20 protein-coding genes are annotated in these 24,561 nt (G+C 67.7%); 12 read left to right on the forward strand and 8 right to left on the reverse strand.

Annotated features, from left to right (window positions below):
- Nucleotides 1-34 precede the first annotated feature (34 nt).
- Together ACOGI4_RS06570 and ACOGI4_RS06575 are read left to right on the forward strand one after the other, a co-directional pair.
- Entirely contained in the window at nucleotides 35-1,330 is a 1,296-nt protein-coding gene (locus ACOGI4_RS06570; RefSeq protein WP_419840888.1) for an LLM class flavin-dependent oxidoreductase, read from the forward strand.
- A complete protein-coding gene (locus ACOGI4_RS06575; RefSeq protein ID WP_419840889.1) occupies nucleotides 1,327-2,154 on the forward strand; it encodes an alpha/beta fold hydrolase in 828 nt (275 codons plus the stop codon). The genes ACOGI4_RS06570 and ACOGI4_RS06575 overlap by 4 nt, the downstream gene beginning before the upstream one ends.
- Nucleotides 2,155-2,171: 17 nt before the next feature.
- Here the strand turns inward: ACOGI4_RS06575 and smpB are convergent, their stop codons facing one another.
- Nucleotides 2,172-2,636, reverse strand: coding sequence for an SsrA-binding protein SmpB (gene smpB, locus ACOGI4_RS06580; protein ID WP_419840890.1), 465 nt, complete (start codon nucleotides 2,634-2,636; stop codon nucleotides 2,172-2,174).
- 237 nt (nucleotides 2,637-2,873) lie between these two features.
- Here smpB and ACOGI4_RS06585 point away from each other — a divergent pair, with 237 nt between their 5' ends.
- The 6 genes from ACOGI4_RS06585 (at nucleotide 2,874) to ACOGI4_RS06610 (ending at nucleotide 7,219) form a co-directional block, all read left to right on the forward strand.
- The gene (locus ACOGI4_RS06585; protein WP_419840891.1) at nucleotides 2,874-3,149 is read left to right on the forward strand and encodes a ubiquitin-like small modifier protein 1; all 276 of its coding nucleotides are present in this window, start codon (nucleotides 2,874-2,876) and stop codon (nucleotides 3,147-3,149) included.
- A 43-nt stretch (nucleotides 3,150-3,192) separates the two neighbouring features.
- The gene (locus tag ACOGI4_RS06590; protein ID WP_419840892.1) at nucleotides 3,193-4,140 is read left to right on the forward strand and encodes a PLP-dependent cysteine synthase family protein; all 948 of its coding nucleotides are present in this window, start codon (nucleotides 3,193-3,195) and stop codon (nucleotides 4,138-4,140) included.
- A 127-nt stretch (nucleotides 4,141-4,267) separates the two neighbouring features.
- Entirely contained in the window at nucleotides 4,268-5,017 is a 750-nt protein-coding gene (locus ACOGI4_RS06595; protein ID WP_419840893.1) for an MBL fold metallo-hydrolase, read from the forward strand.
- 88 nt (nucleotides 5,018-5,105) lie between these two features.
- Nucleotides 5,106-5,837, forward strand: a complete 732-nt coding sequence (gene rph, locus ACOGI4_RS06600) for a ribonuclease PH (RefSeq protein WP_419840894.1) — start codon at nucleotides 5,106-5,108, stop codon at nucleotides 5,835-5,837.
- 55 nt (nucleotides 5,838-5,892) lie between these two features.
- The gene (gene rdgB / locus ACOGI4_RS06605) at nucleotides 5,893-6,555 is read left to right on the forward strand and encodes an RdgB/HAM1 family non-canonical purine NTP pyrophosphatase (RefSeq protein WP_419840895.1); all 663 of its coding nucleotides are present in this window, start codon (nucleotides 5,893-5,895) and stop codon (nucleotides 6,553-6,555) included.
- A 31-nt stretch (nucleotides 6,556-6,586) separates the two neighbouring features.
- On the forward strand, nucleotides 6,587-7,219 hold the full coding sequence (locus tag ACOGI4_RS06610; RefSeq protein WP_419840896.1) for an ATP-dependent Clp protease proteolytic subunit: 633 nt from the start codon (nucleotides 6,587-6,589) through the stop codon (nucleotides 7,217-7,219).
- Nucleotides 7,220-7,337: 118 nt separating this feature from the next.
- Here the strand turns inward: ACOGI4_RS06610 and ACOGI4_RS06615 are convergent, their stop codons facing one another.
- From ACOGI4_RS06615 to ACOGI4_RS06635, 5 genes are all read right to left on the reverse strand, one after another.
- Nucleotides 7,338-7,793, reverse strand: coding sequence for a hypothetical protein (locus ACOGI4_RS06615; RefSeq protein WP_419840897.1), 456 nt, complete (start codon nucleotides 7,791-7,793; stop codon nucleotides 7,338-7,340).
- Nucleotides 7,790-8,503: a ribulose-phosphate 3-epimerase gene (gene rpe / locus ACOGI4_RS06620; protein WP_419843100.1), complete on the reverse strand. Its 714-nt coding sequence runs from the start codon at nucleotides 8,501-8,503 to the stop codon at nucleotides 7,790-7,792. Before rpe ends, ACOGI4_RS06615 begins: the two co-directional genes overlap by 4 nt.
- A 105-nt stretch (nucleotides 8,504-8,608) precedes the next feature.
- A complete protein-coding gene (locus tag ACOGI4_RS06625; RefSeq protein ID WP_419840898.1) occupies nucleotides 8,609-9,838 on the reverse strand; it encodes an acetyl-CoA C-acetyltransferase in 1,230 nt (409 codons plus the stop codon).
- A gap of 188 nt (nucleotides 9,839-10,026) precedes the next feature.
- The gene (locus ACOGI4_RS06630) at nucleotides 10,027-12,339 is read right to left on the reverse strand and encodes a xanthine dehydrogenase family protein molybdopterin-binding subunit (protein WP_419840899.1); all 2,313 of its coding nucleotides are present in this window, start codon (nucleotides 12,337-12,339) and stop codon (nucleotides 10,027-10,029) included.
- A 190-nt stretch (nucleotides 12,340-12,529) separates the two neighbouring features.
- Nucleotides 12,530-16,819 (reverse strand): hydantoinase B/oxoprolinase family protein, encoded by a 4,290-nt coding sequence (locus tag ACOGI4_RS06635; RefSeq protein ID WP_419840900.1) that lies wholly within the window; start codon nucleotides 16,817-16,819, stop codon nucleotides 12,530-12,532.
- A 180-nt stretch (nucleotides 16,820-16,999) separates the two neighbouring features.
- Between ACOGI4_RS06635 and ACOGI4_RS06640 the strand changes: the two genes are divergently transcribed.
- From ACOGI4_RS06640 to ACOGI4_RS06650, 3 genes are all read left to right on the forward strand, one after another.
- On the forward strand, nucleotides 17,000-18,334 hold the full coding sequence (locus tag ACOGI4_RS06640) for an aspartate aminotransferase family protein (RefSeq protein ID WP_419840901.1): 1,335 nt from the start codon (nucleotides 17,000-17,002) through the stop codon (nucleotides 18,332-18,334).
- A 32-nt stretch (nucleotides 18,335-18,366) separates the two neighbouring features.
- Nucleotides 18,367-19,866: an amidase gene (locus ACOGI4_RS06645; RefSeq protein ID WP_419840902.1), complete on the forward strand. Its 1,500-nt coding sequence runs from the start codon at nucleotides 18,367-18,369 to the stop codon at nucleotides 19,864-19,866.
- Between the two features lie 62 nt (nucleotides 19,867-19,928).
- Nucleotides 19,929-20,858 (forward strand): acyl-CoA thioesterase, encoded by a 930-nt coding sequence (locus ACOGI4_RS06650; protein ID WP_419840903.1) that lies wholly within the window; start codon nucleotides 19,929-19,931, stop codon nucleotides 20,856-20,858.
- A 70-nt stretch (nucleotides 20,859-20,928) separates the two neighbouring features.
- Here the strand turns inward: ACOGI4_RS06650 and ACOGI4_RS06655 are convergent, their stop codons facing one another.
- Together ACOGI4_RS06655 and ACOGI4_RS06660 are read right to left on the reverse strand one after the other, a co-directional pair.
- On the reverse strand, nucleotides 20,929-22,092 hold the full coding sequence (locus tag ACOGI4_RS06655; RefSeq protein WP_419840904.1) for a CaiB/BaiF CoA transferase family protein: 1,164 nt from the start codon (nucleotides 22,090-22,092) through the stop codon (nucleotides 20,929-20,931).
- 49 nt (nucleotides 22,093-22,141) lie between these two features.
- Entirely contained in the window at nucleotides 22,142-23,596 is a 1,455-nt protein-coding gene (locus tag ACOGI4_RS06660; protein WP_419840905.1) for an amidase, read from the reverse strand.
- Nucleotides 23,597-23,663: 67 nt separating this feature from the next.
- Between ACOGI4_RS06660 and ACOGI4_RS06665 the strand changes: the two genes are divergently transcribed.
- A complete protein-coding gene (locus ACOGI4_RS06665; RefSeq protein ID WP_419840906.1) occupies nucleotides 23,664-24,446 on the forward strand; it encodes a hypothetical protein in 783 nt (260 codons plus the stop codon).
- Nucleotides 24,447-24,561 lie beyond the last annotated feature (115 nt).

A 24,561-nucleotide genomic window follows, 5' to 3' on the forward strand; every position in this document is an offset into this window, starting at 1 on the left:
CAGCAGGGCTGAGCAATCCGGCAAGGAGCCTGTCGTGAAGTCCATCTTCTTCCATCTGATGCCCTACCCGGAGCTGCCGCCGGACTTCCCCGAGCGGCACCGATCGGTCTGGGTCGACATCGATCCCCAGCTCTACGACCCCGTCGTGGGCCATCGCACCTACAACACCTATCTCGACCAGCTCGAATTCGCGGCCGCATGCGGATTCGACGCCGTCGGCATCAACGAGCACCATGCCAACGGCTACGGACTGATGCCGAGCCCCAACATCATCGCGGCAGCGTTGTCACGCAACTGTCCGGACACCAACATTGTGGTGCTGGGCGACTCGGTAGCGCTGTACAACCCGCCGCTGCGGGTAGCCGAGGAGATCGCGATGCTGGACGGCATCACCGGCGGGCGCATGATCGCGGGCTTCCCGGTGGGCTCGCCGATGGACACCATCTACGCCTACGGGCAGAACCCGGCAACGCTGCGCGAGCGGTACCACGAGGGGGTGGATCTCATCCGCCGCGCATGGACATCGGACGAAGTGTTCAGCTTCAACGGCAACTACAACAAGCTTCGCTACGTCAATGTCTGGCCTCGGCCGGTGCAGCAACCCCACCCGCCCGTCTGGATTCCGGGCGGCGGGTCGGTGGACACGTGGGACTGGTGCGCTGCGGAGGACTTGGTGTACTGCTACCTGAGCTACTTCGGCTACAAGGCAGGATTGCGCACCATGCAGGGCTTCTGGAAGAAGGTCCAAGAACTCGGCAAGGAGGCCAACCCGTTTCAGGGCGGCTTCGCCCAGTTCATTGCGGTGGCAGACACCGAGGCCGAGGCGTGGGATCTGTACCGCGAGCCGGCCGAGTACTTCTTCAACACCTGTTTGCACGTGTATGCCGGCTATGCCGATCCGCCTGGCTACAAGACGCCCAACACCGTGCGGGCCGGAGTCGAAGGCATGGTCGAGCGTGCCGCGCGCGAGGCCACTGCCCGGCGGGAGGCCAACGCAGCCGGGACTGCCCGATCCGGAGGCGCTCAGCCGTCGTATGGCTCGAAGAAGCTCACCTTCGAGGCGATGGTGGACAAGGGCTACATCATCTTGGGCAACCCCACTCAAGTCGCCGAACAAGTGCATGAGCTGGCTACCACGATGAACGTCGGCCACCTGATGGTGTTCTCCCACTTCGGCAATATGGATCCGGGGCTGGCGAAGATGAACACCGAGATGTACGCCACCAAGGTGATGCCCGAAGTCGCGACGCTGTTCGAGGACGAGTACGAAGACCACTGGTGGCCGAAGCCCGAACACCAGCTCGTGCCGCTTGCCGGCAGTGCTCGGTGAGCGACGGCTCAGCAGCGGCCGGCTCGCCGCCTGCGAGCAGCTTCGCACCGGCCACGCTGCCATTTCGGCACGGGCACATAGGCATCGTCGAGCTCGGCGAGGGTCCCAAGGTCGGCTACCTGCACGGGATGCTCGGCAACCCCGGTGCGCACGCAGTGCTGCAGGCCCTGGCCGCGACCGGCCGCCGCGTCGTTGCGCCGAGCCTGCCGGGGTTCACGGGCTCGAGCGAGCCGGACGGGCTGCGAACGCTGCACGACTGGATCGTCGCGACCAGCGAGGTCGCCGACGTGGCAGGACTCGCGGGAGCGCCGCTGGTGGCATCCAGCGTGGGTGCAATGCTGGCGCTCGAACTGGCGGCAGTGCGGCCCGCAGCGTTCGGTGACATGGTGCTCGTGGCGCCGTTTGGCCTCTGGGAAGACAGCGATCCGGTGGCGGACCCGTTCGGCACGACGCTGAGCGTGCAACGGGCAATGCTGACCGAAGATCCTGGCGCTACGGCGGCGTTCTTCGACGACCCCGCAGACCTGCCGGCGGACATGGTGGTGGAGCACGGTGTCCACCGTTACCTCACACGGACCGCAGCAGCACAGCTCATCTGGCCGCTGCCGGAGTGGGGACTGGCGGACAGGCTGCATCGGGTCGCCAATCGGGTCACACTGGTTCACGGTGCCAAGGACCGGATCATTCCGTCGTCCTACCTAGAGCGCTGGGCCGAAGCGCTGCCGAACGTCGCAGACACACATGTGCTCGACGACGCCGGCCATTTGGCGGACTTCGACCGGCCGGACGCAGTCGCTCAGATTGCAGCCGCGGCCTTCGCCTGAGCCGGCCTTCGGCGCCGTTACGCGGAGCGATCGCGCAGCGCTCGGCGCGCGTCACGGTCCGATTCGCGTTTGCGGATCGCCTGTCGCTTGTCGTACAGACGGCGGCCACGGGCGAGCGCCAGCTCCAGCTTCGCTCGACCGTCACAGAAGTAGATGTCGAGTGGAATGAGCTGCAGCCGGTCCTGCTCTGTCCGGGCCCTCAGCCGATTGATCTCGGCACGATGCATGAGCAGCTTGCGCGGACGCCCGACGTCGTGGCCCAGATTCGGCGACGCGTGAATCCACGGGGCGATGTGCAGGCCCATCAGCCACATTTCGTTGTCGCGCACTCGCGCATACGCGTCTCGCATCTGCGCGCCGCCCGCTCGCAGCGACTTCACCTCCGAGCCGCGCAGCACCATGCCGCATTCGAAGGTGTCCAGCACTTCGTAGTTGCGTCGCGCCCGACGGTTCGATGCCACGACATTGCGGTCTCTCGCCATCGGCGCGAGGGTACGGCTGATCTGCACGCGACTTGGGCTGCTGACGCAGGCACAGTCGCGGACGCGGTGGTGACCAGCGATGCCGACCCTAGAATCTTGATCCAACGAGTCGGGAATTGACCGAGTCGGGAAACTGACGCGGTGCAGCTAGCCGAGCGAGATCCTGTGCAGGCCGCTCAGCACCACCCGAGCCGGCTCGACTGACCCCGACCAGCACCTCCGAACTTGGAGCACACGATGACCGTCACCGTCCGCTTGCCCACCGTCCTGCGCCCGCACGCCAATGGCCAGTCGCAGGTAGTCGCCCAAGCCGGCACGGTGGCCGAGGCCGTGACGTGGCTGGTCGGCGAGTACCCCGGCATCGCTCCCAACCTGCTGGCCGAGGACGGCAGCCTCCACCGCTTCGTCAACGTCTACGTCAACGACGAGGACGTGCGCTACCTCTCCCAGATGGAGACCGTGCTGACTGACGGCGACGAGGTGTCCATTCTGCCGGCAGTAGCGGGTGGCTGACGCGGTGCTCCCCGACGGTCGCCACAGCTGAGCGCACTGGCGCGTGGCCGTCTATCGCTGCATCGACGAGCTGATCGGCGCAACGCCCACGCTCGATGTGACCGCCCTCAGTCCGAACCCTGCGGTCAGGATGTACGCCAAGCTGGAGGGCCAGAACCCGACGGGCTCGGTGAAGGATCGAGTAGCGCTGGCGATGCTCGACCGCGCCGAGGCCGAGGGCCGACTCAGGCCGGGTTCGGTGATTCTCGAGCCGTCGTCCGGCAATACCGGCATCGCCTTGGCCATGCTCGGGCTGCGCCGCGGCTACCGCATCAAGATCGTGCTGCCGGGCAATGTCACCGCTGAGCGGCGCCAGATGCTGGAGATCTACGGGGCCGAGATCATCGCCAGTCCGCCCGAGCAGGGTTCCAACGGCGCGGTTCGGCTCGCAACAGAGCTGGCCCGAGCGAACCCCGACTGGACGATGCTCTACCAGTACGGCAACGAGGCCAATCCGCAGATGCATTACTGCACCACCGGACCGGAGATCTTGGCCGACGTGCCCGACGTCACACACTTCGTTGCCGGACTGGGCACCAGCGGGACGCTGCTGGGCGTCGGCCGGTACTTGAAAGAGCATGCGCCCGGTGTGCAGGTGTGGGCCGTCGAGCCTCCAGCTGGTGAGCAGGTCGAAGGCCTGCGCAGCTTGGACGACGGCTACGTTCCCCCCATCTTCGAAGCTTGGGGAGGCGTCGAACTGCTCGACCGCAAGATGATCGTCCGTCCGCGCGAGTCGATCGAAGCGACTCGGATGCTGACCGCCCAGGGCGTGTTCTCCGGCATCTCCGGCGGTGCGGCGCTGGCCGGGGCCCGCAAGGCTGCCGACCGCATCGACGAAGGCGCCATCGTGTTCGTCGTCTGCGACCACGGCTGGAAGTACCTGTCGGTCGGGGCTTGGACTGCCGACCTCGAAGACGCCGTCGCGCATGCGGAGAACGTCATCTACTTCTAGCTGCAGGTTCGCGTGAGGCCGCGTCAGGCTGTGGGCGCGCGATGCCGGTGCGCTGTCGGCGGAAGTGCCGCGGGCAGTGACACGCCCTGGGTGAGATGCGTCGCCTGCGTGCGTAGTATCGGCCGTCGTGAGTCAGCTCTCCGTCACGGTGTTGGGCTGTTCGGGCAGCTATGCCGCCGCCGGCGAGTCGTGCAGCGGCTACCTCGTGCGCAGCACAACGACCACCTTGTGGGTGGACTGCGGTCCCGGCACCTTCGCCAATCTGCAATGCCATGTGCCGCTGGTGGAGGTGGACGCGCTGCTGGTGAGTCATCACCACCCAGATCACTGCGCTGAGCTGCCCGTGATCTACAACGCCGCGAAGTGGTACATCGGCATCGAGCAGCTGCGGGTGCTCGCCACCGAGGGTGTGCGCCTAGTGACCGACGCATACGGCGACAGCTCGGATCTCTTCTGCTGGGAGTTGGTGAAGGACTCTTCCCATGCGCGCATCGGCGACATCGACGTGTTGTTCTCCCGCACCGACCACCCAGTGGAGACGCTGGCGATGCGCTTCGAGTGCGGCGGCAAGTCCATCGTCTACACCTCTGACACCGGCCGCGGCTGGGCGCTCTCCGCCCTCAGCCGCGACGTCGGACGGTCATCACCGGACCTCGTGGTGGGCGAGGGGACGCTGCTGCACGCCACTGACCGTCCCGACGTGCCCCACGTCAGTGCTGCATGGCTGGCCGCAGACGCCAACGACGTCGGCGCCCGGCAGCTCGTAGTGACCCACGTGCCGCCTGGCTCGGATCCGCAGGACCATCTCACTGAGGCGGGCGAGGTGTTCATGCACGATGTTGCCGTCGCACGCACCGGCGCGACGTTCTGGGCGTGAACTCTGTGACGGGCGCGCCGGCTGATCGGGATACTCAGGCCCCGTCGAGCGCACTGAGGGTGCTCGCGGTGATGTTGGCGGCCCGTCGGTGAGCCGCCCAGACGGCCGGATGCCCGATGAGCTGCGGCCGGTCACCTTCGAGCGTGATTTCACCGACCAGACGCCGGGTTCGGTGCTCGTCTCGTTCGGGCGGACCAGGGTGTTGTGTACCGTCTCGGTGGACGACGCGGTGCCCCGGTGGATGCGTGGCCGCGGCTTTGGATGGGTGACCGCGGAGTACTCGATGCTGCCCGGCGCAAGCGGCGAACGCGTCGGGCGCGAGGCCAAGCGCGGCAAGCAGAAGGGCCGCACCTTGGAGATCGAGCGCTTGATCGGTCGGTCATTGCGCGCGGTGTGCGACATGGCGGTGCTCGGCGAGCGGGAGGTCACCGTGGACTGCGATGTGCTGCAGGCCGACGGCGGAACGCGCACGGCATCGATCTGCGGCGGATACATCGCGCTGCACGACGCGTGCAGCCGTCTGGTCGCCGGCGGCGCCATCGGCCGTCATCCGCTCCTCGACGAGTGCGCCGCCATCTCGGTGGGGATCGTGGACGACGAAGCCCGTCTGGACCTGCCGTACGAGGAGGACTCGCAAGCAGCGGTGGACATGAACGTCGTCATGACAGGCGCCGGACGCTTCGTGGAGGTGCAAGGCACCGCCGAGGGCGATCCGTTCGACGATGCGCAGCTCCACGCACTGTTGAGCCTCGCGCGATCTGGCATCAGCGAGATTGTCCGACTTCAGCGGGCGGCGCTGGCTACGCCGCCGCCGACGTGACGCGACTCGTCCACCCGGCCGTCCACTTGGCCGCAAGGCGCCCAATAGTTGGAGTATGCAGGCCTTGGATCACTCAGGCGACCGAGCCCAGGGCCTGCCTCATCGCGATATGGGGTGCATCACGCGGCTCGTGATGGCTTCGGCCAATCCGCACAAGGCCGTCGAGATCGCGGCAGTGCTGCGCGAGGCGATGCCCGAGGTCCAGATCCTGCCGCGACCGCCAGAACTCGGGGAGGTCGTCGAGGACGGCGCAACGCTCGTCGACAATGCGCTGATCAAGGCGAGGGCCGTGTACGCAGTCGCCGGCGAGCCGACTCTGGCCGACGACACCGGACTCGAAGTAGACACGCTGGACGGTGCGCCTGGCGTGTACAGCGCCCGTTATGCGGGGCCCGAAGCCGATTCGGCTGCCAATGTGGCGAAGCTCATGGCCGCACTGGTTCAGGTGCCGCCGCCGCGACGCACAGCGCGCTTTCGGACCGTGGTCGCTGCGGCGTTGGACGAACGCAGCGAGCTGGTCGCACATGGCGTCGTCGAGGGAACCATCGCATTGGCGCCGCGCGGACACGGCGGGTTCGGATACGACCCGGTCTTCGTGCCCGACGAGGCGGCACCGCTCACCTTCGCGCAGCTGTCACGCGAGCAGAAGAACCGCATCAGCCACCGTGCTCGTGCGCTGCGTCGGCTTGCGGCGCAGCTAACTCAGCACTGCGGCTGAGCACGAAGACCACCTCGGTAGCCTGCGGCACATGAGCGAGCTGTCGTCCAACCCGCAGCTAGGCCCGCAGCCGGGCCCGGCTGCGGGCAGATCCTTCGATGCGAGCGGCGTCTCGGGCTGGACCCAGATCTCGAATCGACTGCTGGACGACCGCATCGTGTTCTTGGGCGACGAGGTGGACGACCAGCTCGCCAATGTCGTGTGCGCGCAGATGCTGTACCTCGAAGGTCAGGATCGGGGCCGCGAGATCTCGCTGTACATCAACAGCCCGGGGGGATCTGTCACCGCTGGCATGGCCATCTACGACACGATGCAGTTCGTGGCATGCGATGTGGCCACCGTCTGCTTGGGTCTGGGCGCCTCGATGGGCCAGTTCTTGCTGACCGCGGGAGCGCCGGGCAAGCGCTATTGCCTGCCCCACGCACGGGTGATGATGCATCAGCCATCGGGCGGCGTGCAGGGGCAAGCCTCCGACATCGCCATCCAAGCCGAGCAGATGGCCTACATCAAGCGGCTGATGGCCGAGCGCACTGCACTGCACAGCGGACAGGACGTCGAGCAGATCCTGCTCGATTCGGAACGGGACCGTTGGTTCACCGCAGAAGAGGCCAAGGCCTACGGCTTGTGCGATCACGTGATCGTCAAGCGCGGCGAGATGATCTGAACGAACGCAGCCCAGCCGTTGGCGAGCCCGGTCTTTGGCGGACACAGCCTTTGGGAAGCACAGACTTTGGTAAGCACGGTCTGGCGCGAGCAGGGTCGTGGATGCTGGTGCGCCGGCATCAGCCGGGCGCTGACACACAGTTGCGAGTGACGTAGTCCACCACCCGCTGAGCGGCGGCGTCTTGGGTCTCGAGGAACGGGTCCTGCGCCGCCAGCAGGGCTGCGGCACGATCGAACGTCTCCCGTGAGGCAGTTGCGGCCACTGCCTCGGAGAGTGCAGCAGTGAGCTCGGCCAGCAACCGCACATCGGGACGAATCTCGGTCGGGGATGCGTCTGCGGCGTCGCGAAACTGGCGCGCTGTGCGGTCCAGTGCGTCGCGTGCAGCGGCGTCGTCATTCGGGCTGACGGCCAAGCTGAGCTGATCGACGACCAGCAAGTGAGCGAACTCGCCGCAGAACTCCTCGACCGAGGGTCCCCCGGAGTCTGGCCACAGCGTGAAGTACATCACGACGGCGACGGCTGCGGTCGATGCGACGATCAGCAGCCGGCGTCGGCGGGCTGCCGGGGCCGTCACGGTCTGCGTGCAGCCTCCGCACTGCTGCGCAGGTCCGCCACTCCGTGCGCAAGTCCCTCGGCGTAGCGGTACAGCGCACTGCCCGATACCAGGACGTTGGCGCCCGCCGCGACGGCCGGGCCGACGGTCTCCGCCGAAATGCCGCCGTCCACTTCGATGTCGATGCCCGCACCGGAGGCACCCGTTGAGTCGCTCTGGCTGACCAGTCTGCGCAGCTCGGCGATCTTGGGTTCCATGGTCGCGAGGTACCTCTGGCCGCCGAATCCCGGGTTGACCGTCATGACGAGCACCATGTCGACGAGGTCGAGCACGTGTGCGACGGACTCGACCGGCGTCGCAGGATTGATGGCCACAGCCGGCTGCGCACCCAGCTCGGCAACCCTGCTCAGCGTCCGATGCAGGTGGGTGACCGACTCGGCGTGAACGATCAGCATCTCGCATCCGGCATCGACGTACGCGCTCAGCATCGGGTCCGGGTTCACGACCATGAGATGCGCCTCGAACATCACGCCGGCGTACGGCCGACATGCAGCGATGACGTCGGGACCAAAGGTCAGGTTGGGCACGAAGACGCCGTCCATGACATCCCACTGGATGCGGTCCACGCCCGCCTCGGCCAGCGCAGCGCACTCGTCGCCCAAGCGCGCGAAGTCCGCCGGAAGGATGGAAGGGACAATCTGAATGGACTGCGGCACCGTGGGCGATGGCACGTTCACCAAGCCAGTGTTACCGACGGATCGAGCAGCGACGCGTCAGCCAGCAGCGCACCACAGGGTGACGCGGCATCCGGCGAGAGTAGCGTTGCGGCGAAGCTGCTAGCTGAGCCGCTCCACCACCATCGCCATGCCTTGGCCGCCGCCGACGCACATGGACTCGAGCCCGAAGGTCTTGTCGCGGTCGGCGAGGCCGTTCAGCAGCGTGGTCATGATGCGAGCACCGGTCATGCCGAACGGGTGGCCCAGCGCAATGGCCCCGCCGTTCAGGTTCAGCTGGTCGACCATGTCGATGCCCAGCTCCTCAGCAGACGGGATGACCTGGGCGGCGAAGGCCTCGTTGATCTCGACCATGTCGATGTCGCTCATCTCCATGCCCGCCCGCGCCAGCGCCTTCTTGCACGCCTCGATCGGGCCGAGGCCCATGATCTCGGGGTTCAGCGCCGACACAGCGGAAGAGACGATGCGCGCCAGCGGCGTGATGCCCAGCTCTTGCGCTCGCTTGCAGCTCATCACCATGACTGCTGCGGCACCGTCGTTCAACGGGCAGGCGTTGCCGGCCGTCACTCGGCCGTCGGGACGAAATGCGGGCTTCAGCTGTGCGACAGCATCGTAGGTGACGCCTGCTCGCGGGCCGTCGTCTGCGCTGATGACGCTGCCGTCGGGAAGCTCCAGCGGGGTGATGTCCAGCTCGAAGAAGCCGCGAGCGATGGCCGCCTCTGCCTTGTTCTGGCTCATGACGCCGTATTCGTCCATCGCTTGGCGGCTCACACCCTTGTGCTCGGCCACGTTCTCCGCCGTCTGGCCCATCGCGATGTACAGGTCGGGCAGGCCGGCCGGGGGCGTCCAGTCGCCGCGACCGCCTTCGGCACGTACCTTGGTTCGCTCGCCGGGCGCGCTGAACTTGGGGTTGGTCGTGCCGGGCAGGCTGTCGGAGTTGCCCTTGTCGTAGCGACTGACGCACTCCACGCCGGCCGCGATGAACGCATCGCCCTCGCCTGCACGGATGGCATGTGCCGCCATCCGGATGGTCTGCAACGACGACGAGCAGTAGCGGTTCACGGTGGTGCCCGGCACTTCTTCGAGTCCCGCCAGGATGGCCGAGGCGCGTGCGATGTTGAAGCCGGCCTCGCCGCCGGGCGAGCCGCAGCCGAGCATCAGATCCTCGATCTCGTCGTGAGGCACCTGTGGCACCTTGTCGAGCAGTTTCGTCACGATCTGCGCCGTCATGTCGTCGGGTCGCATCTGCGTCAGCGAACCCTTGAACGCGCGTCCGATCGGGCTGCGGGCGGTTGCGACGATGACCGGGTCGGTTGCTGCGTCTGTCGGCATCTGGTGTCCCCTCTGAGAGCGCACCGGACCCGTGCGTGGGGCCGGCCGCAGTATGTGTGCGAATACGTCGTGTGCGACGAACGGAGACTACGCCATCACGGCGCGCACTGCCCGTCGAGGCGATACACCCGGCACCGTCTCGCGTCGCCGCGGTGGGCAAGCGCCGTGAATCGGGTGCGACGCTGAGTTCAGACTCGCTGGAGTGCGCGCCAGACGTTCTGCGGGCTGCACGGCATGTCGATGTGGTCGATGCCCAGGTGAACAACCGCGTCGCACACCGCGTTGTGTACCGCAGGCGTGGATCCGATCGTGCCCGACTCGCCGATGCCCTTGGCGCCCAGCGGGTTGCGCGGGCTCGCCGTCTCGGTGTTGGAAACCTCGAAGCTCGGCAGCTCAGCGGCCGACGGCACGAGGTAGTCGCCCAGACTCGGGTTGCGGGGCTGGCCGTCGCCGTCATACTCGACGTGCTCGTACAGGGCCTGCGCGACGCCTTGGGCGATGCCGCCGTGCTGCTGCCCGTTCACGATCAGCGGGTTCATGATGGTCCCGCAATCGTCCACGGCCACGTGTCGGAGCAGCTCCACTTCTCCGGTGTCGCGGTCGACTTCGACCACCGCCACATGGGAGCCGAACGGGAAGGTGGAATCGGTGCCGTCGAAGTTCTCCTCGGCCATCAGGCCCGCTTCGAGGCCTGACGGGCGGGCGCTGTCGTCGTTGGCCAGCTTCGCGAGGTCCGCCCAGCTCACCGAGCTGGCGGGCACGCCCGCGACCGCCAAGCCGCCCTCGGCCACCACGATGTCGTCGGCCGATGCCTCCAGCAGGTGGGCGGCAAGCTGCTTGCCTTTCTCCAGCACAGCCTGGCTGGACACGTACACGGCCGAGCCCGCTGTCTGCAGCGAGCGCGAACCGAGCGTGCCCGCACCCGAGGGCACCGCTGCGGTGTCGGCATCGACATGGGTGACCTGGTCCATGGGGATGCCGAGCACACCCTCCACAATCTGGCTGAACGCGGTGTCGTGGCCCTGGCCGTGACTGGAGGTGCCGACGCGGATCGTGGCAGTGCCGTCCTCGTGTACTTCGGTGCTGCCGTACTCCACGTGCAGCCCCACCGGCGCGGTGATCTCCACGTAGGACGACACGCCGATGCCCAGCAGCTTCGAGTCGCCCGCAGAGCGCCGGGCCTGTTGCTCGGCTCGCAGGTCGGCGTATCCGGAGGCTTCGAGCACGGCGTCCAAGGCCCGCTCGTACTCTCCGGAGTCGTAGGTGACGCCCGTCTGCAGCGTGGCCGGGAAGGCATCGGGCGCCAAGTAGTTTTTCCGCCGGATCTCGGCAGGGTCCATGCCGATCGCGGCAGCCGCTTTGTCCAGGATGCGCTCCACCATCTGGGTCGCCTCCGGGCGCCCGGCGCCGCGGTACGCACCGATGGGAGTGGTGTTGGTGATGACCGTCTGCGACGTGAAGTCGATGCGCGGAATGTCGTACACCGCCTGGCTGAGCATGCCCGTCAGCATCGGCAGGATCGCGCCGATAATCGGGTAGGCACCGGCATCGGCAATCACGTTCGCCTTCATGCCCACGATGCTTCCGTCGTTGCGCACGCCCAGCTCGACGTTCATCACCATGGCACGGCCCTGCACCATCGAGACCATGTTCTCCGATCGGCTCTCGACCCACCGGGTCGCCCGACCCAGCGCCTGGGCCGCCTTGCCGGCGACGATGTACTCGGGGTACACCGCAGCCTTGGGCCCGAATCCGCCGCCCACCCACGGTGCGGTGACTCGCAGCTGATCGGGGGCCAAGCCGAGCGCAGGAGCGAGCGCTTCGTGCTGAGAGTGCGCGTTCTGCACCGACAGGTGCATCGTCATAGTGCCGTCGTCGCCGGGCACGGCCACGCATCCGTTGGGTTCCATAGGCGCGCCGGCGAGGCGCTGAGTGACGATGCGCTCGCTGACGACATGGTCGGCGCCGGCGAGCGCATCGACGTCGGGCCGCTCGCCGGTCGCTTCGTCCGGACCCGGAATGGCGAACGGGAAGCAGACGTTGGAGGCTTGCCCGTCCCACACGACCGGCGAGTCCGGATCTGCGGCCTTCTCGAAGTCGGAGACGACAGGCAGCGGGCTGTACTCGACGTGGACGGCCTCGGCAGCGTCATTCGCTTGTGCTTGCGTCTGCGCCACCACCGCTGCCACCATGTCGCCGACAAATCGAACCCGGCCCGCCGCCAGCGGCGGCCGATTGAAGTCCGGCGGCATCATGGGGAAGCCTTGGAACGGATCCATGGCAAGGTTCTGCGACGTGTAGACCGCCAAGACGCCAGGCATGGACGCTGCCTCAGCGGTGTCGATCGAAGTGATCTCGGCATGCGCTTCTGATGAGCGCACGAACGCAATCCGCGCAGCGTCGACGTCAAGATCGTCGACGTAGCGATTCGTGCCGGTCAGCAGCCCAGGATCTTCCTTGCGCTGAACAGGATTGCCCAGTATCGAACCCGATGCAGCCATCGCTTGCCCCTTCGTTGTCGGCATTTCGCGCAGCGCTGTGCACGATGCCGTTTGGTGTGCAGATTGACGGGCCTGGCCGCTGACGGCTCGGCGCCAGCCCCGACAGTAGCCCAATGCCCGTCCGACGCGGCGCGCAACACGGACAGCGCCGCGCTCCCTGCGGTCGCGTCGGCCCTGTCGGCTGCCGTGCTCAGGCTCTGGTGCCGGCTCGACTCGCCGCCCGAAGTCTGGCGGTTGCTTCAGCGTCGACCGACTCCCCGTCGCGTGCGATCACCACGCCGTAGTCGCGTCGAGCGCCCTCGATGCTGACCAGTTCGTCCATGACGTCTCGCAGCACAGCATCGGGAGTCCTCGCGAACGCATCGCCCCAGCCGCCGCCGCCCGGAGTCTCGGCGATCATGCGCGCGGGGCCGAGCCGTTTCACGCCGTACTTGGGCGGGACGAACTTCGGCCCGTCGGCGTCGGCATCAACTGGCACGATCCACTCCAGCCCGACCCTGCCGGTACCGCCGCCGCGCACGCCGTGCCCGGTCGGCGTGTCGAGGCCCTCTGCCCGGAACGACCAGATGGCGGGTTCGAGAATGTCGGCCTCGTAGCGAACGCCGGTGCCGCCGCGTCGCTGGCCCGGACCGGCGTTGTCACAGCGTTGCTCATGGCGGACATACCGGACAGGGTACATCTGTTCGTGAAACTCCAGGTTCGGCATGTCGAGGCCTCCGAGGGAGATGAGGTGGCCCATCTGCGCGAAGCCGTCTCGTTCGGCCGTCGCGCCGGGTGTTCCCATGGCGTGCCACTGGTACATCACCCAAGTGGTGCCGTCGTCCCGGCGGCCGGCCACGTGGCCGTGCATGGTCTTGGACCATGCGGCGCAGGCCCGTTGCGGGTCGGTCTGCGCCAGCGCCTGCCACACGGCGATCACGATCTCGTGGGCGACGTAGACCGTGTTCATCGTCATCGGCGCCGGAGGCAGCGCGTTCACGATGCTGCCGGGGGGCGCGATGATGGTCAGCGGACGGTAGGTGCCCTCGTTGCGGGGAATCGAGGTGTCGAAGAACGACGACACGGCTAGGTAGACCGATGAGTACGTGTTTGCCAGCGAGCTGTTCTTGAAGCCGTCGATCTGCGGATCGGTGCCCGTGAAGTCCAGCGTCATCTCGTCGCCCTCGACGCTCAAGCGGACCCGCACGGCGATGTCGGCCGGGCCGAAGCAGTCATTGTCGGTTCGGTCCTCGCCGTGGTACGTGCCGTCGGGCAGCGCGGCGATGGCGGAGCGCATGCGCGACTCGCCGTGGGCCAGCACGCCGTCGAGGTAGGACAGGTACTCCTCCACGCCGAGTTCCGCGACGAGGCCGAGCACGCGTTGCGCGCCGATGCGCGTGGAGCCGATCATTGCCCGCAGGTCGCCGTCGAGCAGGTCCGGCGTCCGAGAGTTGATCAGCAGCAGCTCCCACAGGTCGTCGCGCACAGCCCCGGCTTCTGTCAGCTTCATGACCGGAAGCCGAATGCCCTCCTGCCAGATCTCGGTCGCCTCGGGGTTGTAGGTGCCCGCGAGGCCGCCGCCGATGTCCGACTGGTGCGCGCGGTTGCAGCAGAAGCCAACGAGCGTGTGCTCGCCGCCGCAGCTTTCGGGTGCAGTGCCGTCTTGGCGACGGGTGCGCTCGGCGTTGCGGACTGTGCCGGTGCCCAGCGTGCCCGTGCCCAAGGCGAACACGGGGCGCGCGATGACCCAGTCCGGCAGGTGGTTGCCGCCGGCCACGTAGGGATCTGACAACAAGAACACGTCCTCCGGATTGATCCGGCCCCCGTAGCGCTGCAGCAGCGCACGGACCGCGAAACCGCCGCCGCCGGTATGTATGGGGATGCCGTCGGCGTTTGCGACGAGGGTTCCGTCGGGCGTTGTCACGTAGCAGGAGAAGTCGTGGCTCTGGCTGAAGATCGTGCTGCGCGCCGTGCGCGTCATCACCCAGCCCATGTGCTTGGTGATCTGATCGAGCCGGTTGCCCATGACTGCGAGCACGATCGGGTCCAAGGGTGCCGTGCCGTGAGGCGTGGCGGAGACATTGTTCGGCCCAGTACCGGCTCGCTCAGTGCTAGCTGGCCCAGTGTCGGCTGAGCGCGCTGGGAGGCTGCCGCGCTCGGCCGTCTCGCCTTCGGCAGTGCTCTTCTCTGTCGGGGTGGTCTCGGTAGTGCTGGTCTCGGTAGTGCTGGTCTCGGTGTGGCTGGTCTCGGTGTGGCTGGTCTCGATTGTGCCGGAGGGCGCCAAGTCGATGAACAGATTGCCGTGCTTGTCGACCCAGAGCCGGTCGCCCGGTCGGGCCACGATCGTGGTGGTCACCTCTTCGACCAGGGCCGGTCCGATGACCGAGTGACCGCTGCGCAGCGTGGCGCCGTCGAACACCGGCGTGGGCCGCCAGCCGAATGGGCCGTGCCACACCGGGCGCGTCTCCACGGGTTCGGGGTGCCCGAGTGCCGGCGCCGCAGCAGCGGCGAGGATTCCGCCCGTGCTTGCGCGGGCCACCAAACGAAGCGAAGCCACCATGATGGTTCCGTCTTGCTGCACATGGCCGTACAGACGTTCGTATTCGGCTTCGAAAGCCGCTCGCGCAGCTGCTGCATCGACCGCGGCAGCGCCGTCGCCGTGTGCCGGCACGCGGATGGTCCACAGCTGACCGGGGTGATGCAGCTCCAGCTCGCAGTCGAGCTGAAGCGCGTCTGCGGCGATGCCCTCGGCGTCCATCTCTCGCCGGGCCCGTACACGCAACACGTCGAATCCGGCTTCGATCTCGGCGACGCTCAATTCGTCGAGCGAGCCGATCAGCACGTGGGTGAAGTCTTGGCGAATGTCGGCGTGCAGCATGCCGATGGCGCAGAGCGCGCCTGCGTCGCGGGGCACGTACACCCGCTCGCAGCCCAGCCCCGCGGCCACCGAGGCGCCGTGCATCGGGCCTGCTCCGCCTGCGGCGACCATCGTGAAACGCCGCGGCGAGTGGCCCCGCTCGATGGAGATGTGCTCGGTGGCCCCCAGCAGCTGCTGCTCGACGACTTCCACGATGCCGGCGGCAGCCTCGTCGACCGACAGGCCCAGCGGCTCGGCGATGTGGGCGCGCACCGCTTCGCGGGCAGCAGCGAGGTCGAGGTCCAAGGTGCCGCTGGCTGACTTGCCGGGCCGCAGCCGGCCGAGCACCAACTGTGCATCGGTGACGGTGGGCAGCGTGCCGCCGTGGCCGTAGCACGCCGGGCCAGGAGTGGCCCCGGCGCCTCGCGGCCCCACGTAGAGCAGACCCGCTTCGTCGACTCCCGCGATGGTGCCGCCGCCGGCGCCGATGGTGTGGATGTCGATCGCCGGAGTGGACACGTGGTAGCCGGCCACCATGATGTCGTCGCGTGTGTCCACCTCGCCGCCGGACATCAGCAGCACATCGCAGGAGGTCCCGCCGATCTCCATCGAGATGAGGTTTCCGGCGACTGCTGAGGTGTGCTCGTCGGCGTGTATCGCGGCATCGATGGCCGTCCGATACAGATTCAGCGCCCCGACAGCGGCAGCAGGGCCGCTGAGCAGCAGATGCACCGGCCGCTGCGAGACCTGCTCGACCGAGGCGGCACCGCCGTTGGACTGGACGAGCAGCATGGAGTGAGACAGCCCGGCCGCTGCCAGCTCATCGTTCAGTCTGTGCAGGTACGTCACGATCTTCGGCGAGAGCGTCGCATTGACCACCGCAGTGGAGGTTCGCTCGTACTCGCCCATCAGCGCCGAGACCGACGTCGAGGTGGTCACCCAGCCGCTGCTCCAGCGGTCGGCCACGGCTTCGGCAGCGGCGCGTTCGTGCGCGTCGTTCGCGAACGAGTTGATGAAGGCGATGGCGACGGCTTCGACGCCGTGGCTGTCGAAGTGATCGAGCACCGCGTCCAGTCGGTCCAACGCGAGCGGGGCGTGCTCGCTGCCGTCTGCATCGATGCGGCCGCTCAGTGTCGCTCTCAGATGGCGCGGCACGAGCACCGGGGCATACGGCGCCCGGTGGTTCCACTGGTCGTCGCGCAGGCCGCGGCGGATCTCCAGCGTGTCGCGGAATCCCTCCGTGGCGATCAAGCCGACCTTGGCACCGGTGCCTTCCAGCATCGTGTTGGTGGCGACGGTGGAGCCGTGTACCAGCAACGAGCAGCCTGCAAGCACCTCGCCCAGCGGCTTGCCTAGCTCGACGGCTACGCGGGCGAGCGCTGCATGCACGCCCCGGCTGGGATCGCCGGGCACCGAGGGGACTTTCGCCACCCAGGTCGCGCCGTGCGCATCGGCGAGCACCAAGTCGGTGAAGGTGCCGCCGACGTCCACGCCGATGCGCCAAGGCCCACGCGGTTGTCGTGCCGCAACGGTCTCGCCGGCACTGCCGCCGTGAGCGGTGGCGGCCGGTCCCGTGGGTGGTCCGGTGCACTGGGCGCCGGAGTTCGAAGGCTGGTCCCCGGCGGCAGATGTCGGCGATGTCATGCGCCCAGTCTTGCATTCGGGGCTGTCTTGCATTCAGGGTTTCGTGATGGCGCGGAGATGACGCGGCCGTTGCTCGCTGCCATACACGCCGGACTGGTCCGCATGCGCTGGTCCGCTGGAACTGGTCTGCGAGCGTGAACAGTGACAGACTTGCCGAGTGCTTGAGCAGCCTCGGTGCCGGTGACCGTGCCCGCGGGCGGACCCGAGTCATGGCCTACGCATCACTCCAAAGCGCTGTACGCGCGTGCGCGCCGGACGATCACCGACGGCACGTCCCGCACCACGTTGCTGCGCAAAGGCAAGCACCCCATCTATGTCGACCACGGCGAAGGTGCCTGGGTGACCGATGTCGACGGCAACCGGTACTTGGACTGCAACAACAACTTCGCGTCCATCATCATCGGCCACGCCGATCCGGTGATCGCCGGCGCGGTGCAGGCACGACTTGCTCGCGGCACTGCCTTCTCGCTGCCCACTGACGCGGAGATCGAGCTGGCAGAACTGCTGTGCGAGCGGGTCGAGAGCTTTGAGCTCATCCGCTTCTGCAATTCCGGCACCGAGGCGGTCATGGCTGCGCTCAAGGCGGCGCGCGCCTACACCGGGCGGCCCAACATCATCAAGGCGGAAGGCGCGTATCACGGCACCTACGACCACGCCGAGGCCAGCTTGTCGCCGAATCCGACGAACTGGGGACAAGCGGTGGCACCGGCCACCGTGCCGTACTCCGCGGGCACGCCGGCGTCAGTCGCCGACGAGGTCACTGTTATTTCGTTCAACGACATCGAGGGAGCGAGGGATGCGATTCATCGCTCCGGCGACCGTTTGGCAGCCGTCCTGCTCGATGTCATGCCGAACCGGGTGGGCATGCCGGTCATCGAGTCCGAATATGTTCGAGCGATCCGCGACGCGACGCGCGCTGTGGGCGCTCTGCTCGTGCTCGACGAGGTCATCTCGTTCCGCCTGGGCTACGGAGGCGCGCAGACGCAACTGTGCGTCGATCCGGACATCACTGCGCTCGCCAAGATCATCGGCGGGGGCTTCCCCGTGGGTGCTGTGGCCGGTCGCCGAGGGCCTATGGAGGTCTTCGTTCGCAGTGGGGGAGGCCAGGCCAAAGTGCCGTCAGGCGGCACGTTCGCAGCGAACCCCATCACCATGGCGGCTGGACATGCCGCTATGGCGCAGCTCGACGGCAACGCATTCGCCCGTCTGGATGCCGTCGGCGAGCGCGTGCGATGCGGTCTGCGGACGGTCATTGCCCGTGCGGGCTTGGATTGGCAAGTCACGGGCGCGGGAAGTCTGTTCCGCGTGCATCCGCACAACCGCACGATCCGCAACTACCGCGACGCGCACCTCTCCAGCGACGAAGCGGCTCAGATCAGCGAGTTCGGATTGCGCATGCAGTCTCACGGCGTCTACTTCGTCGCCGAGAGCTTGGGCTGCCTGAATCTCGCTACCGCAGACAGCGATGTCGAACATCTTCTCGGGGCCGCAGAGGCGTCGCTGGCGAACTCGTAGCGCACCGCGGCACTGGCTCTATTGTCGGGGCAATGGCAGGCTCGCATCAATCACATCCGACAGCTCCAAGAGCTTCGACGGACACGAACCTTCGGCCGGCGGTTGAGCTGGCCTCGCTGATCCGCCGGGGACGGGTGACCGCAGCCGAGGCGCTCGAAGGCGCGCTGGATCGCTACGAGCGCTTCAACCCGGCGGTGAATGCGGTCGTGGTGAGCCGCGTCGATGCGGCTCGCCGTCGAGCGGCACAGGCCGATGCCGCGCTCGCTGCAGGGGAGTGCTGGGGTCCTCTGCATGGCGTGCCGATGACGATCAAGGAGGCCTTCGACTGGGCCGGCACACCGTCGACGTGGGGCAATCCGGCCTGGGCCGACAATGTTGCTGCCACCGACGCGGTCACGGTGGCGCGCCTGCACCAGGCCGGTGCGGTCATCTGGGGCAAGACCAACGTGCCGTTCATGCTGAGCGACTGGCAGAGCTTCAACGAGATCTACGGCTGCACCAACAACCCTTGGGACCTGGCTCGTGTTCCCGGCGGTTCATCTGGAGGGTCTGCAGCAGCGCTGGCCACCGGCATGGCCTCGTTGGAGCTCGGTTCGGACATCGGCGCCTCGATTCGCAATCCCGCGCACTACTGCGGAGTGTTCGGCCACAAGCCGACCTACGGCTTGGTGCCGGCTGACGGCCACGCCGTGCCCGGCGCATCGGTTGACAGCGACATCGCGGTCTGCGGTCCGCTGGCTCGCAGCGCCGCCGACCTCGACGTGGCACTGGAGGTGCTCGCGGGGCCTTCCGGCTGGGATGCACGCGGCTACCGATTGGCGCTGGCGCCCGAGCACCGCGACACGCTCGGCGCGTTCCGAGTCGGCGTGATGCTCGACACGCCGGTCATCGCCAACTCCTCAGCGATGATCGACGTACTGCAGCGCGCGGTGGATGCGCTGGCCGCCGCAGGCGCCGACGTGAGCGAAGCCGTGCCCGACATCAACCAGCACGAGTTCCATCAGAACTACCTGATGCTGCTGCGTGCAGCCACGGGCGCCCTGGCCGACGACGTCACGTGGAACGATGCACAGTCTCGCGCGCACCGTTACGACGACGGCAAAGGGGACTACCAGTCGCTGGTCGACTACGCGATGACCATGTCGCATCGTGAGTGGTTCATGCACCACAACCGGCGCGAGGGCTACCGGCAGGCATGGGCGCAGTTCTTCGACGACTACGACCTGCTGCTGTGCCCGATCGCCGCGTCGGCGGCGTTCGTCCACGATCACTCCGGCACCCGCCCGACTCGCACCATCGACATCGACGGCCGCCAAGAGCTGGGCGTGGATCAGCTGTTCTGGGCAGGCTGGAGCTGCAGCGTGTATCTCCCTGCCACGGTGGCGCCGGCAGGGCTCACCGACGACGGGCTGAACCTGCCGGTCGGCATGCAGATCGTGGCGCCTCACCTCGGCGATCGCCGCTCGATCCGCTACGCGTCCCTCGTTGAACGCACCCTGGGCGGCTTCGTCGCTCCGCCCGGTTACGAGTGATCGCCGGTGTCGGATTCGCTGGATCGGCCATCTGAGCCAGTGCGCCTGGTAGAGACGGCGCCGTGAGCGACACTGCGGCTGGGAGCGCCGAGCCCACTCCCGCTGATGCGAGCCCTGCTGATGCAACTCGGGCGGCGCTGGAGGACCTGCTCGACCTGTTGGACCTGCAGCGCACCGACGACGACGCAGACACCTTCCGCGGCAAAGGCTCCGGCTTCGACGAGTTCGGCCTGTACGGCGGGCACGTGCTGGCGCAAGCGGTGGTGGCGGCCCAACGCACGACCGATCGCAGGGCTGGCCAAGAGCGGCTGCTGAACTCCGTGCATGCGGTGTTCCTGCGCGGCGGGGACGGCATGGCAGACGTGGACTACACGGTCGAGCGGGTCAGAGACGGTCGAGCGTTTTGCACTAGGCGCACCCAGGCGCATCAGTTCGACCGGCTGATCTTCGAGCTGATGGCGACGTTCCATGTCCCCGAGACAGGACGTGTCAGCATCGACTGCCCGATGCCCGAGGGAGTGGCGCCGCCGGAGTCGCTGCCGACCTACCAGGAGTGCATCGCGCAGGTGGGACCGATCTTCGGCGAGCAGTGGTCGTACATGACCCGGCCGGTGGAGTACCGGCTGGCCCACGCCCCTTGGGCGCCGACGGGGCCCTCGCCACGGGGCGGCATCGACTACTGGTTCCGGGTGCCTCGTCGGCTGCCGGACGACCCGGCCGTTCACGAAGCGGTGATCGCCTACATGAGCGATGACTGCCTCGCCGACAACGTGATCGTGCCGTACGGCGTGACCTGGCTGGACGAGGGCATCCACGTGGTCAGCTTGGATCACGCCATGTGGTTCCACGCGCCGGCACGTGCCGACGAGTGGATCTACTGCGAGCAACGCCCGCTGACCGCGGGCGGCAACCGCGGCACCGCGCAGGCCCGTTTCTGGCAGCACGGCCGTCTCGTGGCCACAGCCGTGCAGGAGGCGCTGGCTCGTCTGTAGGCACTGCTGCTTCCCGTTACTCATTCGGGCTGCGTGAGGCTTGGTCGGCGGGCCGGGGCGGCGGAGACGCTCAGGCGACGATGCGGGCGCTGCGCAGCTGCGCCACAGCAGCGGCGGAATAGCCCAGCTCGGCGAGCACTTCGTCGGTGTGCTGGCCCTTGTGTGGAGCTGGGCGCTCCAGACGTGTGGGAGTCTTGGCGAACCGCGCCGGAAAGCGGGTCGTGCGCACCTGTCCCAGCACTGGGTCACGGTGGGTGAGCACCGTCTCGTTGTGCAGCACCTGCGGGTCTTCGAACACCTCTCGGCGGTCCAATACCTTCGCGCACGGAACGTCGGCTTCGGTCAGCGCGCGCAGCGCATCGGCGGTGGTCAGCTCGCCGAGCAGCTGAGCGAACTCTTGCTGATGCGCCTGCCAGTGCTGCAGGCGGGCTTCGCGGGTGGCGAAGCGCGGGTCCGATGCCAGGTGCGGAACACCCAGCCTGCGGCACACGCGGGCGTACTGCTCGTCGGAGGGCCAGATGGCGCCCACCCAGCCGTCTGCGGTCTTCCACGGGCTGTACCACTCGCTGTAGGTCGGCGTTGCAGGAGCGTCGGGCAGCGACTCGTTCCAGAAGTAGTCGAGCCACATCCATGACAGCGTCGCATCCAGCAGGTTCACCTCGACGTGCTGGCCGCCCGCGCCGTTCGACCGGGCCAGCAGCGCCGCCAGCACAGCGTTGGCGCCGGTCATGGCCGTGGTCTTGTCCGCCGGAACCGACTTGACGAAGTCGCCGCCTTGCGCTTCGGTCATTCCGCTGAGCGACTGGATGATCGGGTCGTACACGGGCTGGCGCGAGTACGGCCCGTCGGGGCCGAAGCCCGACACGGACAGGTACACCAGCTCGGGGTTGGCGGCGCTCAGGTCCTCGTAGCCGATGTGCAGACGCTCGGCCACGCCGGGCCGGAAGTTCTGGATGAACACGTCGGCGTCTGCGACGAGTCGCAGCAGGATCCGGCGGCCGCGTTCGTCGCGGATGTCCAGGTCCATGCCGCGTTTGTTCCGGTGCATCTGCACCCAGCAGCCCGACTGGTCGCCGGCGATAGCGCCGGTCAGACGCATGACGTCGGGGGTGCCCACCTTCTCGATCAGCAGCACCTCTGCGCCCATCTCGGCGAGGTGCGATGAGACCCACGCGCCTGCCACGGCGCTGGACACGTCTACCACGGTGATGCCGTTGAGCGGTCCGGTTCCCATCGTCGACTCGTTGCGGTCTGACAGTGTTGTCTGGTCGGTGCCGTCGGCGCTAGAAGCCGGTGGGGCGCTGGAATCCGCCGAGCGCGGACTGCAGATGGCGGGCCACAGCCAGCGTCGTGCGGTCCTCCAGATAGGGTCCGGCGATCTGCACCCCGACCGGCAAGTCGCCGCCCGGAGCGGGCACCGTGCCGATCGGCACCACGGTGGCAGGCAGCCACGACACACCGGTCAAGCCCATCCATTTGATGATGTCGAAGTACGGCCGGCTCTCGCCGTTCACGGTGATGCGGCGAGCAGTGGCCGGGCGGCTGTGGTCGTGGCGGATCGCCGCGGTCGGCGTCACCGGCAGCAGCACGGCGTCCCAGTCCGCGAAGAACTCCTCCCAGTGCTTGCGCTGCTGCAGCCGACGCTCGTGCCAGCTCAGCCATTCCCGGTGGCGCATCGCTGCGTACCAGATGCCGAGATCGCCTTGGGGCTCGTCGTTCGAGGCGGCAATCTCGTCGAGCTGAGCGAGGGTCCACGTAGCTGCCTCGGCCGCCGAGAGCAGGTGCAAGAAGGTGTCGATGGCTTTGTTGAACGTGAACGCGGGCCGAGCATCGGTGTCCACCAGGGCACCGGCACCCTCGAGCGCGCCGGCGGCCGACAGCAGCAGTTCCCGATAGCGGCTGTCGATGGGGCACAGCTCCTCATCCAGCCACACCGCGATCCGATACTCAGAGATGTCACGGTGGCGGGGCGGCGGCAGGTCCAGCGAGTAGGCCTTGGAGTTCCACCCGTCGGGTCCGGCGAGCACGTCCAGTGCCAGCTCCAGATCGTCGACGTCGCGTGCCATCGGCCCCGCAACGGCGATGTCGGCTTGGCTGAGCGTTCCGGGCATGCCAGGGATCTGTCCCAGCGCGGAGACGATGCCGTAGCTGGGCTTGTGCCCGCAGACTCCGGACCAGTGCGACGGGATGCGGATGGAGCCACCGATGTCGGAGCCGAGTTCGAGCGGCGTGTAGCCGGCAGCCAGCGCTGCCCCCGAGCCGCCCGAGGAGCCGCCCGGCGTGTGCTCCACGTTATGCGGGTTTGCCGTGGTGCCGTAGACTTCGTTGTAGGACTGCGCATCTCCTGCGAACAGCGGCAGATTGGTCTTGGCGAACACCACAGCTCCAGCTGCCTTGTAGCGCGCCACCGGGTCGGCATCGCGCTCGGGCACGAACTCAGCCAGTGCCGGCGACCCTGAGGTCGTGAGCAGGCCCTCGGTCTGGAACGAGTCCTTGATGGTGACCGGCACGCCGTGCACCGGGCCCAGTTGCTCGCCTGCAGCCACCGCAGCGTCCGCCGCATCGGCCGCCCCCAGTGCCCGGTCGGCGTCGAGCGCTACCACGGCGTTGACGGGCCCATCGAGGCGGTCCACACGCTCGAGGGCCGCCTCCAGCAGCTCCCGCGAGGAGACCTCGCCTGCGGCCACGGCTGCTGCGGTCTCGATCGTGGTGGCATAGGCGAAATCAGCTGCGGTCACGGGCTCCTCCTCAGCAAGGGCGGTGCGATTGCGTCCGGCAGGCAACCTAGTTCGCGGCCTGCGGCTGATGTCCAAGCGGTCCGGCGCGTCGGCAACAAAACCGCTTGCCGGAGTGCTGATCCGGTGCGATGGTGCGTTGGTGCGACGAGCCCCGAAAGGCGTATCGCTGGCGGCAGCATTGCTCATGGCGCTTGCGGCAACGGGTGTCAGCGCGCTTCGGGCTGACGCTGCAAGCCCGGCGTTCTGGCAGTCGGGCTCGCCTGCCGCAGCTCTTGTTCCGCCGAGCTACGCGAGTGCCCAGCCGTCACGCGATCCGGTGCTGGGCGATCTTCGGATCGACGTGAGCAGCACCGACCCTGCACACCAGGCTGAACGTGTCGGCAAGGCCGCCAACCTCGGTCTGTCGTCGCTGTCGTTGTCGCGCCCGGTGCCCTTGTTCGCTCCGCCGGCCCAGCGCGAGCGCACGCTCGTTGGCATCGACACCTGGTTCTGGGTGAGCCCGACGAGCTGGCGTCCCGTCGTGCGGGTGGTTGCTGCTGGTGCCGTCGTCGTGACGCTCGTCGCCACGCCTGCGGCATTGCAGCTGATCCCCGGCGACGGCTCGCTGCCGGTGACGTGCCCTGGCCCGGGGATGCCGTGGTTGTTCGCTGGCTCGCGCTCGCCGTGCAGCCACCGCTACCAGCGGGCCTCGACCGCATCGGCCGCCGGCCGCTACCGCGCCGTCGTGCAGTCGGTGTGGATGATCCGGTGGACGTCCAACACCGGTCTGTCGGGTGTCGTGGGACCTGTTGTGGTTCCGACCACGGTGTCGCTGCTGGTCGCCGAAGGCCAAGCAGTGCTCGTTCGCTGACGCGGCGCACTCGGCCTGTGCGGGATTGACGCAGGCGCTGGTGTGCGGTGGCTTGCCGTCGATGCTCAATTGAGGCTCAATCGGGCGAACGATGCGCGCACTACCGTTGGCACGC

Origin of the sequence: Candidatus Poriferisodalis sp. (assembly GCF_965205175.1) — a bacterium.
GTDB lineage: Bacteria > Actinomycetota > Acidimicrobiia > Acidimicrobiales > Poriferisodalaceae > Poriferisodalis.